Source organism: Rhizobium sp. AB2/73 (genome assembly GCF_020871915.1).
Classification (GTDB): Bacteria; Pseudomonadota; Alphaproteobacteria; order Rhizobiales; family Rhizobiaceae; genus Rhizobium; species Rhizobium dioscoreae.
The window spans coordinates 2910002-2925086 of the sequence record NZ_CP067071.1; the positions used below are offsets into that span (position 1 = coordinate 2910002).

Consider the following 15085-nt stretch of genomic DNA (forward strand, 5'->3'; position numbering starts at 1 on the left):
CACTCTGAAGACAAGGGTGGAGGAGCCATGTCTACCGTTACCTATGTTGCCGCCATCATTGTCATGGGACTTGTCGCGATCGTTCTCATTCGCGGCCTGCTGAACATGATGAAAGGCGACAACCCGAACCTTTCGAACCGGCTGATGCAGCTACGCGTGCTGCTGCAGGCAGTCGCAGTGATCCTGATCATGCTGACGCTCTGGCTGACGGGCGGCGGCCGCCCGGCCTAAGGCAATTTCAGGAAAAGTGCGAAGCGGTTTTCCGTCCGGAATTGCTTAAATAAAGGGTTGGGGCATTTCGCGATTCAAAAAAGGCGAAAGGCTTTAACCACAGGAACCCGATGGTCAAGCTCAACAAGATCTACACGAAGACCGGCGACGACGGCACGACAGGCCTTGCCGCCGGCCCGAGGCGGCTGAAACACGATTTGCGCGTCGAAAGCTATGGCACGGTCGATGAAGCCAATTCCGCCATCGGCGTTGCCCGGCTGTATGTGTCAGACATGCCCGAAATCGACGCGATGCTGATGCGCATCCAGAACGATCTGTTCGATCTGGGCGCCGATCTTTCGACGCCGGAAACCGATGCGCCCCTCCCCTATGAACCCTTGCGCATCACCGACCATCAGGTCGAGCGCCTGGAACACGACATCGATTTGCTCAACGCCGATCTCGAACCTTTGAAATCCTTCGTTCTGCCGGCCGGCAGTCCCGCCTCCGCGCATCTGCATCTCGCCCGCACCATTGCCAGGCGTGCCGAACGCCTGATGGTGGCGCTGTCGCGCGAGCAAGGCGAACGCGTCAGCCCGGTGGCGCTGAAATATATCAACCGGCTCTCCGATTTGCTTTTCGTCGCGGCACGTTACGCCAATGATAAGGGCCGCGACGATGTGCTGTGGGCTCCCGGCAAGAATCGATAGCGGCACTTGCCGATCACCAAGCCAAATATATTGACGTTAACGTAAACGTTATTTATGCCTTTCAAGCAATTCATCTCTCGGCGGCCTGGAAGCGTTGTAATTGGGGAAAAAACGCGTATCCATGTCGCCATTCGACAAATGGAATGGCGCTAAGCAGCGCATGTTCTCGGGCGGTCATGTTGAAGGAAGGATTCCATGAAGATACTGGTTCCCGTTAAGCGGGTCGTTGACTACAACGTAAAGATCCGCGTGAAGCCGGATGGTTCTGGCGTTGAGCTTTCGAACGTGAAGATGTCGATGAACCCGTTCGACGAGATTTCGGTCGAAGAGGCGCTGCGTCTGAAGGAGGCCGGCAAGGCCGAGGAAGTGGTGGTCGTATCGATCGGACCTGCCAAGGCTGAGGAAACGCTGCGCACGGCGCTTGCCATGGGCGCGGATCGCGCCATCCTCGTCGAGACCGACGATGCCGTCGAGCCGCTCGCCGTCGCCAAGATCCTGAAGGGCGTCGCCGAGGCCGAACAGCCGGGCCTCATCATCGTCGGCAAGCAGGCGATCGATGACGACTCCAACCAGACCGGCCAGATGCTGGCGGCGCTCCTCGGCTCGGCCCAGGCAACCTTCGCCTCGAAGATCGAGATCGGTGAGGGAAGCGCCAAGGTGACGCGCGAAGTCGATGGCGGCCTGCAGACCATCGAGGTCAAGCTACCGGCCGTCGTCACGACCGACCTGCGCCTGAACGAGCCGCGCTACGCCTCGCTGCCGAACATCATGAAGGCCAAGAAGAAGCCGCTCGACAAGAAGAGCCCGGCCGATTTCGGCGTCTCGACCGAGCCGCGCCTGAAAGTGCTGAAGACCGAAGAGCCGTCGGGCCGCAAGGCGGGCGTCAAGGTTGGCTCCGTTGCCGAACTGGTCGACAAGCTCAAGACCGAAGCCGGCGTGCTCTGAGGATAGGAAAGGATAAGACCCATGGCCATTCTTCTTCTGGCTGATCACGACAATGCCCACCTCTCCGACCAGACCGCCAAGGCGCTGACGGCTGCCACCCAGATCGGCGGCGAAGTTCATGTGCTGGTCGCCGGCGCAGGCGCCAAGGCTGCGGCGGAACAGGCGGCAAAGCTTGCCGGCGTCTCCAAGGTGCTGGTTGCCGAGGACGCAAGCCTTGCCAACAATCTCGCCGAACCCCTGGCGGCACTGATCGTCTCGCTTTCCGGCTCCTACGACGTGATCATCGGCGCTGCGACCTCGGTCGGCAAGAACGTGCTGCCGCGCGTTGCCGCCCTGCTTGACGTCGCCCAGGTCTCGGAAATCATCGAAGTGGTTTCGGCTGACACCTTCAAGCGGCCGATCTATGCCGGCAATGCCATCCAGACGGTGCAATCCACCGATGCCAAGAAGGTGATCACCGTGCGCACGGCTTCGTTCGCCTCCGCCTCTGAAGGCGGTTCGGCTGCGATCGAGTCGGTGTCCGCGGCTGCTGATCCGGCGCTGTCCACCTTCGTCGGCGATGCGCTATCTTCCTCGGATCGTCCGGAGCTGACCTCTGCCAAGATCATCATCTCGGGTGGCCGCGCACTCGGCTCGGCGGAGAAGTTCAGGGAAGTCATCCTGCCGGTTGCCGACAAGCTGGGTGCTGCCGTCGGCGCATCGCGCGCTGCCGTCGATGCCGGCTATGCGCCGAACGACTGGCAGGTCGGACAGACCGGCAAGGTGGTCGCACCGCAGCTCTACATCGCCTGCGGCATTTCCGGCGCCATCCAGCATCTGGCCGGCATGAAGGATTCGAAGGTCATCGTCGCCATCAACAAGGACGAGGAAGCCCCGATCTTCCAGATCGCAGACTACGGCCTCGTCGCCGACCTCTTCGAAGCGCTTCCGGAATTGCAAAAGGCGCTCTGATCGCGCCGATAGAGTTTCTCGCAGTTGCGAGAGACTGGAAAATCGTCTTTTATAGGTCTATCAATCTTTGCCGGGCTAGAAATGGCCCGGCAAATTTGAATTAAAAGCATAGCGCATCGCCAGGAGCGCGCCGGGGAGTTGGCAATGAGTTCGCTGAAGACGATCGGTATTATCGGCGCGGGCCAGATGGGCTGCGGCATTGCCCATGTGTCCGCCATGGCCGGCTACAAGGTCCATATCTACGATCTCTCGCAGGATCGCATCGAAAGCGGCCTTGCCACCATCAACGGCAATCTCGCCCGCCAGGTCGCATCCGGCAAGACAACCGACGAAGAGCGCAAGGCAGCGCTCTCCCGCATCACCGGCTCGACCGATCTCAACGATCTCGCCCAGGTCGATCTCGCCATCGAGGCGGCGACGGAAGACGAAAGCGTCAAGCGCAAGATCTATGCGCAGGTATGTCCGGTGCTGAAACCCGAAGCGCTGCTCGCAACGAACACCTCGTCGCTCTCGATCACCCGTCTTGCCTCCGCAACCGACCGTCCCGAACGCTTCATGGGCATCCACTTCATGAACCCGGTTCCGGTGATGAAGCTCGTGGAGCTGGTACGCGGCATCGCGACCGAAGAATCGACTTTCTCAGCTGCCAAGGACTACGTCTCCTCGCTGGAAAAGACGATCACCGTCGCCGAAGACTTCCCCGCCTTCATCGTCAACCGCATCCTGCTGCCGATGATCAACGAGGCAATCTACACGCTCTATGAAGGCGTGGGCACCGTCGATGCCATCGACACCGCCATGCGGCTCGGCGCCAACCATCCAATGGGGCCTCTGCAGCTTGCCGATTTCATCGGCCTCGATACCTGCCTTTCGATCATGCAGGTGCTGCATGACGGGCTCGCCGATTCCAAATATCGCCCCTGCCCCCTGCTGGTGAAATATGTCGAAGCCGGCTGGCTCGGCCGCAAATCGGGCCGCGGCTTCTACGACTATCGCGGGGAAACGCCGGTTCCGACGCGATAAGATACCCTCGCCCCATTGGGGAGAGGGTCGCGCGACAGCGCGGGGTGAGGGGGCCTTACCGGCGAACGGTACTGTTTACCCAGCAACGCGCTTGCTATGACACACCCCCTCATCCGCCCTGCCGGGCACCTTCTCCCTCAGGGGAGAAGGAGAAGGTGAAAATCAAATACCCGCCGCAGCCTTCACCAGCGCTTTCGCATCCTCACTGTCCCAGGCCGCCGGTCCGTTCATGGCCGACAGCAGGCAACCCCTGTCGTCGATGAGAAGCGTCACCGGCAAGCCGAAGGCAAGGCCCTGCTTCTTCAATACGTTGAACACGCCCATCGTATTGTCGCGATAGTAGCCGAGCTTGTCGATCGCATATTCCGCACGAAAGGCCTTGGTCTTTTCGTCGTCGCCCGTATCGATATTAACGGCAACCACTTCGAACTTGTCGCTGCCGACGCTCTTTTCGAGCGCGTTCAGTGCCGGCATTTCCTCGCGGCACGGCACGCACCATGTCGCCCAGACATTCAAGAGCACGGTCTTGCCGGCGAAACTGCCGATCGACAGCGGCTGTCCCTCTGCCCCCTTGAAGGAAACACCGTGAAGCGAGATCGGCGCCGGCGGCACGCTCATGGCGGCGACCTGGCCCTTGGTAAAGGGCGTCAGGGCAGCGGCGCGCTCCCTGGCGGTCCCGCATTGATCGGCCGAAGCCGTTTCACCAACGCCATTGCCATACCCCGCCTCCTTCACGTATACCGCTGCCGCACCGGCAATAACCCCGGCGACGGCAGCAAGCATAACGAGTTTCATGGACGGCAGACCGAACGGCTTCTTTGCTGTCATTTCATTCTCCAGGTGGGCATCTCATGACTGACGGCACGGACACCAAATCCTCCAACCAGATGTGGGGCGGGCGTTTCGCTTCCGGCCCCGCGGCAATCATGGAGGAGATAAATGCCTCGATCGATTTCGACAAGAAGCTGTTTGCCCAGGATATCCGCGGCTCAATCGCGCATGCGAGCATGCTAGCCAATCAAGGCATCATTTCAACCGAGGATAAAGACAAGATCGTTCACGGGTTGAACACGATCCTGTCAGAGATTGAAAGCGGCAATTTCGAGTTTTCGCGCCGCCTCGAAGACATCCATATGAATGTCGAGGCGCGGCTTGCGGCCTTGATCGGCCCGGCCGCCGGCCGCCTGCACACCGCCCGCTCGCGCAACGATCAGGTGGCGCTTGATTTCCGCCTCTGGGTCAAGGAAGAGCTGCAGAAGTGCGAACAGGCGCTGACTGATCTGATCGCCGCCTTCCTCGATCGCGCCGAGGAACATGCCGAAACCGTCATGCCTGGTTTCACCCATCTGCAGACGGCACAGCCCGTCACCTTCGGTCATCATTGCATGGCCTATGTCGAGATGTTCGGCCGTGATCGCTCGCGCGTGCGCCACGCCATCGAGCATATGGATGAATCGCCGATCGGCGCCGCTGCCCTTGCCGGCACGGGCTTCCCTATCGACCGCCACATGACGGCCAAGGCGCTCGGCTTCCGCGAGCCGACCCGCAATTCGATCGATACCGTCTCCGACCGCGATTTCGCCTTGGAATTCCTATCGATCGCCGCCATCGCCGGCATGCACCTGTCGCGCCTTGCCGAAGAGATCGTCATCTGGTCGACGCCGCAATTCGGCTTCGTGCGCCTCTCCGACGCCTTCTCTACCGGCTCCTCCATCATGCCGCAGAAGAAGAACCCGGATGCGGCTGAACTCGTGCGCGCCAAGACCGGCCGCATCAACGGTTCGCTGGTGGCACTGCTGACGATCATGAAGGGCCTGCCGCTCGCCTATTCCAAAGACATGCAGGAAGACAAGGAACAGGTCTTCGACGCGGCCGAAAGCCTGGAACTTGCCATTGCGGCCATGACCGGCATGGTGCGCGACATGACGATCAACACCGCCCGCATGAAGGCGGCCGCCGGCTCGGGCTACTCGACCGCCACCGACCTTGCCGACTGGCTGGTGCGCGAAGCAGGCCTGCCCTTCCGCGATGCCCACCATGTTACGGGCCGCGCCGTGGCGCTTGCCGAAAGCAAGTCCTGCGAGCTGGCTGAGCTCTCGCTTGCGGACCTGCAGGCGATCCATCCGGATATCACCGACAAGATCTTCGACGTCCTGACGGTCGAGGCCTCGGTCGCGAGCCGCAAGAGTTTTGGCGGCACGGCGCCCTCGGAAGTGCGCAAGCAGATCGCCTTCTGGCGCGCTCGCAACTGAGAAAATCGCCGAAAGTCACAACCAACAATCAGGGTGCACAAGGCCTGGAAACTTCGCTAAGAAGAGTGACTTCCGCGTTTGCCGCCCAAGAGGATTTCGATGCAGATCAACATGCCGCACATCATCCGCCTGACCGTCGTGCTTTCGGTCGTCGGCCTTGCCGTTGTCGGATGCGGCCGCAAAGGCCCGCTCGATCCGCCGAGTGCTCATGCGACCAAAGGCGGCGACGTCTCCAAGCCGACGAAGGAGCCGGGTACGGAGGACAAAAAATTCTTCCTCGATCCGCTTCTCTGATTGGGCAACGACCGTGAATCATTTTGAGTATCGCGACGGCATCCTCCACGCCGAGGATGTACCGGTTCCGGAGATCGCCAAGGCGGTCGGCACCCCCTTCTACGTCTATTCGACGGCAACGCTGGAGCGCCACTACCGCGTCTTCGCGGAAGCCTTCGGCGATGTCGATGCCATGGTCTGCTACGCCATGAAGGCCAACTCCAATCAGGCGGTGCTGAAGACGCTTGGCCGCCTCGGCGCCGGCGTCGATGTCGTCTCCGTCGGCGAACTGCGCCGCGCACTGACCGCAGGCATTCCGGCAAGCCGCATCATGTTCTCCGGTGTCGGCAAGACGGCTGAGGAAATGGATGTGGCGCTGGCAGCCGGCATCTACTGCTTCAACGTCGAATCCGAGCCGGAGCTGGAAGTGCTGAACCAGCGCGCCGTCCGCGCGGGCAAGGTCGCTCCCGTTTCCTTCCGCATCAATCCGGACGTTGACGCCCGCACTCATGCGAAGATCTCGACCGGCAAAAAGGAAAACAAGTTCGGCATATCCTGGCAGCGCGCCCGCGCCGTCTATGAACGTGCCGCCAGCCTGCCTGGGATCAAGGTCACTGGCATCGACATGCATATCGGCAGCCAGATCACCGAGCTGCAGCCGTTCGACGACGCTTTCAAGCTGCTGCGCGATCTCGTGGAGACCCTGCGTGGTGACGGTCACGACATCCATCACGTCGACATCGGCGGCGGCCTCGGCATTCCCTATCGCGACGACAACAATCCGCCGCCTTTGCCGGATGCCTATGCCGAAATCGTCAAGAACCAGCTGCGCGGCCTCAACTGCCGGATCGTCACCGAGCCCGGTCGCCTGATCGTCGGCAATGCCGGCATTCTCGTGACCGAAGTCATCTATGTGAAGGATGGCGGCGACAAGAGCTTCGTGATCGTCGATGGCGCCATGAACGACCTCATTCGCCCGACGCTCTATGAGGCCTATCACGAAATCAGGCCGGTTGCGGTCGGCGATGCAAGCACACCGCGCATCAAGGCCGATGTCGTCGGCCCGGTGTGCGAGACGGGCGATTATCTGGCGCTCGACCGCGAGATGGCGCTGCCGAAGCCCGGCGATCTGCTGGCCGTCGGCTCAGCCGGTGCCTATGGCGCCGTGCAGGCCGGCACCTACAACAGCCGGCTTCTGGTTCCAGAAGTGCTGGTCAAGGGCAATGAATTCCACGTCATTCGCCCGCGCGCAACCTACGAGGATTTGATCGGCCTGGATTCCATCCCCGCCTGGCTCGAAGGTTAATCGGCTTCATCGGCAATTTCCGGCAGGACCGCAAAAGCTGCTTTGCCCGATCACGTTTCGGCGAAGTCCGGTGAAAAAACAGCCTTTCGCGCCCGTTGCCCTCGTCTTCGCCACAAAGAATGTTATCTTTGATTGAATGGCGTCTCGCCGGGCGCCGTGTGCGCGAGCGTGTGGGACGCCGCGCCATCCCCAACGGGCCGCTAGAGCGGATGATTTTGGATCGAATCGATCGAAACTCTGAATTCGCTCTAAAATCAGGGAAGTAGAGCATGACGCCGTCCGAAAACCGCTTTCACTTTTCGGCATCATGCTTTGGCCATCAACGTCAGATCGGGAGAAGACCGGACCGATGACCAGCCCCAGCAACCCTAAGAAGGGCGCTTTCGCCACCCGTCCGGCGCTGGCGCGCATGGTTGCGGTCAAGCGTCTCTTTGCGCGGCTGGTGCTCGTCAGCGAGCAGCTTCTGCCACGGCTGCTGTTGCCAGCATCCATTCTGGCTCTTTTCCTGTCCGTCGCCTGGTTCGGCATTTTCCGCATTGCGCCGGATATTCTGCGCTTTCTGCTGCTTGCCGTCTTTGGGGCCGGCTTTGCCGTCTCCCTCTATCCGCTGCGCCGCCTGCGCTGGCCGAACACCCTCGAGGCGGACCGGCTGCTGGAAGAGCGCAATGGTCTCGCCCACCAGCCCGTTACGGTGCAGGAAGACGAGCCGGCGCTCGATACCCCCTTTGCCCGCGCGCTCTGGCGCGAGCACCAGACGCGTATGGCTGAGCGCATCGCCGCCCTGGATGCCGGCCTGCCAAGGCCGGATATCACCCGCTACGACCGCTTCGCATTGCGCGCAGTCCCGGCTTTGCTGCTGGTAACAGCCTTCAGCTTTTCCATGTCCAATAGCGGCGGCTCGCTCGGTGATGCCTTCACGGCATCAAGCTCGACATCGAGCAACCCCGATGTCCGCGTCGATGCCTGGGTTACCCCGCCCTATTACACCGGCGAAGCGCCCGTCTATCTGACAGGCAGTGTCGACAATGCCGGCAATAGCCTGAACGTGCCGCAATTCTCCGAACTCACTGTGCGTGTTTCGGGTGCTGCGACCGATGAGAAAGTGCTGTTCCAGACGACTGGCGCCGAAAAGGGCATCGAAATCCCCGAGCAGGCCGCTGACGCTGACAAGCAAGGCCCCGCTGGCGCCAAGCCTGCAACGCCTCCCGCTGTCCCGCCCGCAGCAAACGGCACAGGCAATATTCCGGCCGCGGACGGAATGGTTGCCCGCACCCATGTTCTCAAGCTTGAAAAGGGCGGCGAGCTGACCGTCAACGGCAAGTCCTGGTCCTTCAATGTGGTCGTCGACAAGCCGCCGGAGATCACCTTCGACGGCATTCCGCACGCGACGGCGAGCGGCGCATTGGAACTCGGCTTCAAGGTCAAGGATGACTACGGCATCGAGGAGGCCAATGCCGAGATCGTGCCGGTGGAATCCGATCCGGCTGCCAAACCCTTATACGGCTTGCCCGAATACAAGCTGGAACTTCCGCGTCGCGACCGCCGCAATGGCAAAGGTCTGGCGAGCCACGATCTGACGCAGGATCCGCTTGCCGGCAGGCGCGTCCGCATCACCCTCGTCGCCAAGGACGGCGCCGGCCAGACGGGCCGCAGCTCGCCCTACGAGATGGTATTGCCGTCACGCAATTTCAGCCAGCCGCTCGCCGCAGCCGTTGCGGAAGAACGCCAAGTCTTCTCGCTGGATACCCGCAAGATGCCCGAGGCGATCGAGCTCAACAAATCGCTGACCATACGGCCCGAAGAGACAATCCCCGATCTCGGCAATTATCTCGCCATTAAGTCCGCGCTGACGCGCATGAAGCTCGCGAGCAATGATGTCTCATTGAAGGATACCGCCGATTATCTCTGGCAGATCGCGCTCGGCATGGAGGACGCGCAGCTGACCAATGCGGAAAAGGCCTTGCGCGACGCCCAGCAGAAGCTTTCCGACGCCCTGCAGCGCAATGCCCCCGACGCCGAGATCAAGAAGCTGACCGACGAGCTGCGCAAGGCGATGGACGCCTATATGAAGGAGCTGGCCGAGCGCATGCGCAACATGCCGGCCCAGCCGAACCAGCGCTCCGCCAATATCCTGCGCCAGCAGGATCTGCAGCGCATGATGGATCAGATCGAAAATCTCGCCCGCTCCGGCAATCGCCAGGCCGCACAGCAGATGCTTTCCGAACTGCAGCAGCTCATGAACAGCCTGCAGGCCGGCAAGCCGCAGCCGGGCCAGCAGCAGAACCAGGCCAACGACAAGATGCGCGAGCAGATGGACAAGCTCGGCCGCATCATGCGCGACCAGCAGAAGCTGATGGATCAGACCTTCAAGCTCGATCAGGCCATGCGCGACCGTATGCAGCGTGGCGATTCCAACGAGGATGGCGATGGCTTGATGGATCAGCCCATGCCCGGCCTCAACGACCCGATGCGTCCGGATATGGGCCAGCGCAATCAGGGCCAGCAGGATCAGCAGCAAGGCCAAAACCAGCAGGGCCAGAAGGGCAAGGATCCCACCGATGGCATGACGGCCGATCAGCTGCGCGATGCGCTGAAGCAATTGCGCCAGCAGCAGGAGGATCTCGGCAAGCAGCTCGGCGAACTGCAGAAAGACCTCGGCTCGCTCGGCATGAAGCCGAACCAGAATTACGGCAAGGCACAGCAGGAGATGAAGGGTGCCTCAGGTCAGCTTGCCGAGGGCAATGGCGAAGGCGCCGTGCAGGGTCAGGGACGCGCGCTGGATGCCCTGCGCAAGGGCACCCGCGAGATGATGAACCAGCTCATGGCCCAGATGCAGCAGCAGGGGCAAGGCCAGGGTCAGATGCCTGGGCAGATGGGCCAGGGCGGCCAAAATGGCCGCGACCCGCTCGGCCGGTCACGCAACGACGGTGGTTTCTCTGACAACCCCAACGACAACATGGTGCCAGACATCATCAACGCAGAGCGCGCCCGCCAAATTCTCGACGCCATTCGCGAGCGGCTGAGCAACAATCCATCGCTCAGCGAAGAACGGCGCTATCTGGAACGTTTGCTGAATCTGGGTCAGTAAGGCCGCCTGCCATCAAAGAAGTTGCCTGTCTTCATGCTTCGCAAAGGGGGATGGTATGGAGACCAAGCTTGCCCATCTTTCGGATCTGCCTGTCACGATGGGTCTGCCCGGCGTTGCCGACGCGGATGCGAGGCTGAGCGGCAAGCACGAGATTCGGCTGGCCAAAGCTGTGGGCATCACGCAATTTGGCGTGAACCTCGTCACCCTCGATCCCGGAGGAATGTCGTCATCGCGCCATTGGCATATGGCGGAGGACGAGTTTCTCTATATTCTGACGGGCACCACGACGCTGATCGACGAAAATGGTCATCATATTCTCGGGCCTGGCCATGTCGTGGGATTTCCGGCGGGGCAACCGAATGCGCATCATCTGCTCAATCATTCTGCCGCCGCGGTGACGATGATCGTTGTCGGCTCAAGAAAGCCGGGAGAAGAAACCATCTACTATCCGGATGACCATTTCGGCCCTATCCGCAAATGATGATGACGTCGGCACAGAAAACGACTGCGCCGATAAGTCGGGAGCTTCAGGCAGCCAAGGCCCGCGCAACAGCCTTGCGGATGTCTGGCAGCGCGAAGGGCTTGGCAACGACGTCGACGATCTTTTCCATGAGGTCGTCGGCGCGCTCGCGCTGTTCCGCATAGCCGGTCATCAGCAGGATCTTCATGCCCGGGCAGGTCGAATGGGCCTGATGGGCAAGCTCGATGCCATCCATCACGGGCATGCGGATATCCGACAGCAGGAGATCGTAGCCTCCCTGCTTCAGTTTCTCCAAACCTTCCGCGCCGTCGGCCGCCTCTTCGGTCTCGTGACCGTCCAAGCGCAGCGCGCGGGCGACAAAGGTGCGAAGTGAATCTTCGTCTTCCGTGATCAGAATTTTTGCCATGGTCCGTGCTCCTGGTCCGTCATGTTCCGCGACCGAAATCACCAGAATTCCGTTTGCGATAGGTAAACGGCCGACAGGCGATCAAGCTCCGTGGTTAACGGATCGTCATCGCCGGAGCAGAATGGGACAGGCGGACGGGCCGCCTGCATTAACTTAAGATCAGGCCTCGGCGTCGCCCGTGACGACACCGACGAAGGGCAATTCGCGGAAGGCGTAGGCGACATCCATGCCGTAGCCGACAACGAAATAATCGGGGCATTCGAAGCCGACATAATCGGCTTCCAGCTCTTCCTGGCGCTTGACGCTCTTGTCGAGCAGGACGGCCAGCGTGACGTTGCGGGCGCCACGCTCGTAGAGCAGCTCCTTGGCGAAACGCAGCGTGCGGCCCGATTCCAGAATGTCGTCGATCAGCAGCACGTCGCGATCCCGAACGTCACTGTCGATGTCCTTGACGATGCGCACGCCCTGCGATGTCGTGCCGGCGCCATAGCTCGAAAGCGTGATAAACTCGACCTCCGGGGCAAGCCCGGTGTCATGCAGCGCCCGCAGCAAATCGGCTGCGAAGATGAACGAACCCTTGAGGATGGCGATGACGAGGAGGTCCTTCGTCGGCCCGCTGGCGATTTCCTTGGCCAAGGCATGATTGCGCTCGGCAATCTGCTCGGCAGTGAAAAGCGGCTCGATATTCTTCCCGCGTACGACAGGCATTGATTGGCATGCTCCATGGCTGCGCGGCCCCTGGCCGCCGATCAAGCTCTGCAGCGCCGCGCGTCGTATACGACGCGCCAAGGTCGCTGTAGCACTCTAAAGCAGTAGCCCGTAGCACACTCAGCGGCTTGGACACACCCCCTATGGCATGAAGGAAAGCCGGACATCCGGCGTTTTTCCACCAGGATGCTGCAATCTTGTAGAGAATCCGCGGCTTTCATGCGGTCCGAGACGATCGACCGGCGTGTCAACAACGATGCTTCTGACCAGCTGACCACCGGCAAAGAGATCGGCGCGCACCTGTGGAACCGAAAGCGTGGCACCGCTGGCATTCGCGATGATGCCGTTCAATCTCAGGACCGGCAGCCCGTTCTCATCCCTCGGCGTCAGCGTTACATGCGAGAACTGCAGCGGATCGGATGTCGCCTCGGCGGATGCGCCAGAGAGACCGGAAAAACCGCCCGAAAGGCCGAAGATCAAGATTGCAAGGGAGATGATGAGCGCCACGAAGCTGCGCCGCGATGCCTGCTGCAAGACTTCCTCAGTCACCCGCAGAACGGTGAGGATGCGCGAAAGTGTAGTCTTGCGCGCCACCGGCTGAGGTCTAGATTGGTTATACCCGCCATAGCTCATATTGACGCCCGATGCTGCCCGTCCGCGTGCGGCGGAAACGGTCACGAATTCGGCATCGACGATATCGCGTTTCGGCATGACGTAATGCACCGGGCTCGACCCCGCTCCGCGTTCGGGCGGAATGAGGTCATAAATAAGCCCCGTCTGTTGTTGACGGTGGCGAAAAGCGCCCATGATGGCCTCCCGTTGCGGTGATCCACATGGTTTCGACGCCCATTGCCAATCTGGGCATTGAAACGAATCCTGCCCAGTCGTAAATTTTATTGGTTAATGCTTCGCAAAGATCGCCATGAATAGGGCGCCTTTCCAGAAAAATTTACCGGCTGTTAATGCCATTGGTTAACAAGTCGCCTGATTGAACCCTGCGGAAGACTGGACTGCCCGTTGATTCATTTTGAGAACGTCGGTTTGCGCTACGGCATGGGACCGGAGATCCTCCGCGACCTGAGCTTCGACATACCGAGAAAATCGTTCCAGTTCCTGACCGGCCCTTCCGGCGCCGGCAAGACGACACTGCTGCGGCTGCTCTTCATGTCGCTGCAGCCGACGCGCGGGCTGATCCGCATGTTCGACCGGGAGATTTCCTCGATCCCGCGCAATGAGCTGCCGCTCTTGCGCCGCCGTGTCGGCATCGTCTTTCAGGATTTCCGGTTGCTCGAGCATCTGACGACCTATGAAAATGTCGCCCTGCCGCTCCGCGTGCGCGGCAAGGAGGAAAGCTCCTACCGCACCGACGTCCTGGAACTGCTGAAATGGGTAGGCCTCGGCGAGCGCATCAATGTGCTGCCGCCGGTGCTCTCCGGTGGGGAAAAGCAGCGCGCCGCGATCGCCCGTGCCCTCATCGACCGCCCGGAAATCCTGCTTGCCGACGAACCGACGGGCAATGTCGACCCGCCGATGGCACGCCGCTTGCTCAATCTCTTTCTGGAACTCAATCGTCTCGGCACCGCCGTCGTCATTGCCACGCACGATCTCGCTTTGATGGACCAGATCGAGGCGAGGCGCATGATCCTATCGGGGGGGCATCTCGATATCTATGACTGATCCCCGCCCCCGCAGGACAGCCCCGAACACCGGAGCTCCGCAAGCACGGCAGGCGCCTGCAGCACCCGCAGAACGCAAGCGCCCGGAAATGCGCGTGCGCCCGACGGGACCGATCGTGCCGTCCTCCAACATTCAGGGCAATGCGCTGATCGTCGTCATAGCCATCATGGCCTTTCTTGCCTGCCTGACGCTCGGCGCGGTCAGCATGGTGCGCTCGACGGCGGCAAGCTGGGAGAGCCAGATTTCCCGCGAAATCACTATCCAGATCAAGCCGGATGACAATCTCGACATGGAAAAGGCGCTCGCGAGCGCCCGCGACATCGCATTGAGCTTCGTCGGCACCAAGTCCGGCCAGATCGTCGACGAGGCGGCGACTGCGCGCCTGCTCGAGCCGTGGCTCGGCGCCGGCCTCGATATCAAGGAACTGCCCGTTCCGCGCCTCGTCATCATCACCATCGACGAAACGCATCCGCCTGATTTCGAGGCGATGCGCAGCCTGCTCAAGGCGCAGATCCCGCAGGCAACCCTGGACGACCATCGCACCTGGGTCGATCGGCTCGTGTCGATGGCGCACACCACCGTTCTCATCGGCACCGGCGTGCTGCTGCTCGTCTTCACCGCCATGGTGCTGACGGTGGTCTTCGCCACGCGCGGCGCATTGTCGGGCAATCGCCATATCGTCGAAGTCCTGCATTTCGTCGGCGCCGAAAGCACCTTCGTCGCCAATGAATTCCAGAAGCATTTCCTGAAGATCAGCCTCAAAGGCTCGGGAGCCGGCAGCGCGCTCGCCGCCCTCTTCTTCGCGACAGCCGGCCTTCTGCAGAGCCATACGATCGCCACGCCGCAGACCGACCAGGCAACCGCATTGTTCGGAACTTTCTCCGTCGGCGCGCTCGGCTATGTCGGCATTCTCGCCACCATGATCATCATCGCACTGCTGACAACGCTGACGGCACGCTTCACCGTCATGCGCACGATCTACGAGATCGATCTGGTCCGTTCCGATCCCGGGCGGACGGATAGCGTACCGAATTGACGCTTCAGCGATGTTTTTT

16 protein-coding genes are annotated in these 15085 nt (G+C 61.2%); 12 read left to right on the forward strand and 4 right to left on the reverse strand.

The features are described 5' to 3' along the window. Positions 1 to 27 precede the first annotated feature (27 nt). From I8E17_RS14360 to I8E17_RS14380, 5 genes are all read left to right on the forward strand, one after another. Complete coding sequence (locus I8E17_RS14360) at positions 28 to 231, forward strand: twin transmembrane helix small protein (protein ID WP_015341309.1); 204 nt, start codon at positions 28 to 30, stop codon at positions 229 to 231. A 110-nt stretch (positions 232 to 341) separates the two neighbouring features. Continuing rightward, the gene (locus tag I8E17_RS14365; protein WP_069612934.1) at positions 342 to 920 is read left to right on the forward strand and encodes a cob(I)yrinic acid a,c-diamide adenosyltransferase; all 579 of its coding nucleotides are present in this window, start codon (positions 342 to 344) and stop codon (positions 918 to 920) included. A gap of 195 nt (positions 921 to 1115) precedes the next feature. Beyond that, complete coding sequence (locus I8E17_RS14370; protein WP_069612933.1) at positions 1116 to 1865, forward strand: electron transfer flavoprotein subunit beta/FixA family protein; 750 nt, start codon at positions 1116 to 1118, stop codon at positions 1863 to 1865. Between the two features lie 21 nt (positions 1866 to 1886). Continuing rightward, positions 1887 to 2816, forward strand: coding sequence for an electron transfer flavoprotein subunit alpha/FixB family protein (locus I8E17_RS14375; RefSeq protein WP_069612932.1), 930 nt, complete (start codon positions 1887 to 1889; stop codon positions 2814 to 2816). A gap of 144 nt (positions 2817 to 2960) precedes the next feature. Then, on the forward strand, positions 2961 to 3839 hold the full coding sequence (locus I8E17_RS14380) for a 3-hydroxybutyryl-CoA dehydrogenase (RefSeq protein WP_069612931.1): 879 nt from the start codon (positions 2961 to 2963) through the stop codon (positions 3837 to 3839). A 162-nt stretch (positions 3840 to 4001) separates the two neighbouring features. Here the strand turns inward: I8E17_RS14380 and I8E17_RS14385 are convergent, their stop codons facing one another. Beyond that, complete coding sequence (locus I8E17_RS14385) at positions 4002 to 4667, reverse strand: TlpA disulfide reductase family protein (RefSeq protein ID WP_069612930.1); 666 nt, start codon at positions 4665 to 4667, stop codon at positions 4002 to 4004. 23 nt (positions 4668 to 4690) lie between these two features. On the opposite strand from I8E17_RS14385, the gene argH reads away from it, so the two are divergent. The 5 genes from argH to I8E17_RS14410 all read left to right on the forward strand — a co-directional run bounded on the left by argH (position 4691) and on the right by I8E17_RS14410 (position 11239). After that, entirely contained in the window at positions 4691 to 6091 is a 1401-nt protein-coding gene (gene argH, locus I8E17_RS14390) for an argininosuccinate lyase (RefSeq protein ID WP_069612929.1), read from the forward strand. Between the two features lie 99 nt (positions 6092 to 6190). Next, positions 6191 to 6385: a lipoprotein gene (locus tag I8E17_RS14395; RefSeq protein WP_015341316.1), complete on the forward strand. Its 195-nt coding sequence runs from the start codon at positions 6191 to 6193 to the stop codon at positions 6383 to 6385. A gap of 13 nt (positions 6386 to 6398) precedes the next feature. Further along, positions 6399 to 7670 (forward strand): diaminopimelate decarboxylase, encoded by a 1272-nt coding sequence (gene lysA, locus I8E17_RS14400; RefSeq protein WP_069612928.1) that lies wholly within the window; start codon positions 6399 to 6401, stop codon positions 7668 to 7670. 349 nt (positions 7671 to 8019) lie between these two features. Beyond that, complete coding sequence (locus tag I8E17_RS14405; protein WP_113366673.1) at positions 8020 to 10758, forward strand: TIGR02302 family protein; 2739 nt, start codon at positions 8020 to 8022, stop codon at positions 10756 to 10758. Positions 10759 to 10813: 55 nt separating this feature from the next. Beyond that, on the forward strand, positions 10814 to 11239 hold the full coding sequence (locus I8E17_RS14410) for a cupin domain-containing protein (protein WP_069612926.1): 426 nt from the start codon (positions 10814 to 10816) through the stop codon (positions 11237 to 11239). 46 nt (positions 11240 to 11285) lie between these two features. On the opposite strand, the gene I8E17_RS14415 is transcribed toward I8E17_RS14410, so the two are convergent. The 3 genes from I8E17_RS14415 to I8E17_RS14425 form a co-directional block, all read right to left on the reverse strand. Then, on the reverse strand, positions 11286 to 11645 hold the full coding sequence (locus I8E17_RS14415; protein ID WP_069612925.1) for a response regulator: 360 nt from the start codon (positions 11643 to 11645) through the stop codon (positions 11286 to 11288). Positions 11646 to 11804: 159 nt separating this feature from the next. Next, complete coding sequence (hpt, locus tag I8E17_RS14420) at positions 11805 to 12353, reverse strand: hypoxanthine phosphoribosyltransferase (RefSeq protein WP_069612924.1); 549 nt, start codon at positions 12351 to 12353, stop codon at positions 11805 to 11807. A gap of 141 nt (positions 12354 to 12494) precedes the next feature. Beyond that, complete coding sequence (locus tag I8E17_RS14425; RefSeq protein WP_069612923.1) at positions 12495 to 13160, reverse strand: hypothetical protein; 666 nt, start codon at positions 13158 to 13160, stop codon at positions 12495 to 12497. A gap of 210 nt (positions 13161 to 13370) precedes the next feature. Between I8E17_RS14425 and ftsE the strand changes: the two genes are divergently transcribed. Together ftsE and I8E17_RS14435 are read left to right on the forward strand one after the other, a co-directional pair. Then, positions 13371 to 14030: a cell division ATP-binding protein FtsE gene (gene ftsE, locus I8E17_RS14430; protein ID WP_004107686.1), complete on the forward strand. Its 660-nt coding sequence runs from the start codon at positions 13371 to 13373 to the stop codon at positions 14028 to 14030. A gap of 88 nt (positions 14031 to 14118) precedes the next feature. After that, positions 14119 to 15066 (forward strand): ABC transporter permease, encoded by a 948-nt coding sequence (locus I8E17_RS14435; RefSeq protein WP_069612922.1) that lies wholly within the window; start codon positions 14119 to 14121, stop codon positions 15064 to 15066. Positions 15067 to 15085: the final 19 nt, after the last annotated feature.

What these genes read in the sequence shown, in the direction of transcription:
- I8E17_RS14360 (WP_015341309.1), top strand. Translation starts at nt 28, where the DNA reads ATGTCTACCGTTACCTATGTTGCCGCCATCATTGTCATGGGACTTGTC.
- I8E17_RS14365 (WP_069612934.1), top strand. Translation starts at nt 342, where the DNA reads ATGGTCAAGCTCAACAAGATCTACACGAAGACCGGCGACGACGGCACG.
- I8E17_RS14370 (WP_069612933.1), top strand. Translation starts at nt 1,116, where the DNA reads ATGAAGATACTGGTTCCCGTTAAGCGGGTCGTTGACTACAACGTAAAG.
- I8E17_RS14375 (WP_069612932.1), top strand. Translation starts at nt 1,887, where the DNA reads ATGGCCATTCTTCTTCTGGCTGATCACGACAATGCCCACCTCTCCGAC.
- I8E17_RS14380 (WP_069612931.1), top strand. Translation starts at nt 2,961, where the DNA reads ATGAGTTCGCTGAAGACGATCGGTATTATCGGCGCGGGCCAGATGGGC.
- I8E17_RS14385 (WP_069612930.1), bottom strand. Translation starts at nt 4,667, where the DNA reads ATGACAGCAAAGAAGCCGTTCGGTCTGCCGTCCATGAAACTCGTTATG.
- argH (WP_069612929.1), top strand. Translation starts at nt 4,691, where the DNA reads ATGACTGACGGCACGGACACCAAATCCTCCAACCAGATGTGGGGCGGG.
- I8E17_RS14395 (WP_015341316.1), top strand. Translation starts at nt 6,191, where the DNA reads ATGCAGATCAACATGCCGCACATCATCCGCCTGACCGTCGTGCTTTCG.
- I8E17_RS14405 (WP_113366673.1), top strand. Translation starts at nt 8,020, where the DNA reads ATGACCAGCCCCAGCAACCCTAAGAAGGGCGCTTTCGCCACCCGTCCG.
- I8E17_RS14410 (WP_069612926.1), top strand. Translation starts at nt 10,814, where the DNA reads ATGGAGACCAAGCTTGCCCATCTTTCGGATCTGCCTGTCACGATGGGT.
- I8E17_RS14415 (WP_069612925.1), bottom strand. Translation starts at nt 11,645, where the DNA reads ATGGCAAAAATTCTGATCACGGAAGACGAAGATTCACTTCGCACCTTT.
- hpt (WP_069612924.1), bottom strand. Translation starts at nt 12,353, where the DNA reads ATGCCTGTCGTACGCGGGAAGAATATCGAGCCGCTTTTCACTGCCGAG.
- I8E17_RS14425 (WP_069612923.1), bottom strand. Translation starts at nt 13,160, where the DNA reads ATGGGCGCTTTTCGCCACCGTCAACAACAGACGGGGCTTATTTATGAC.
- I8E17_RS14435 (WP_069612922.1), top strand. Translation starts at nt 14,119, where the DNA reads ATGCGCGTGCGCCCGACGGGACCGATCGTGCCGTCCTCCAACATTCAG.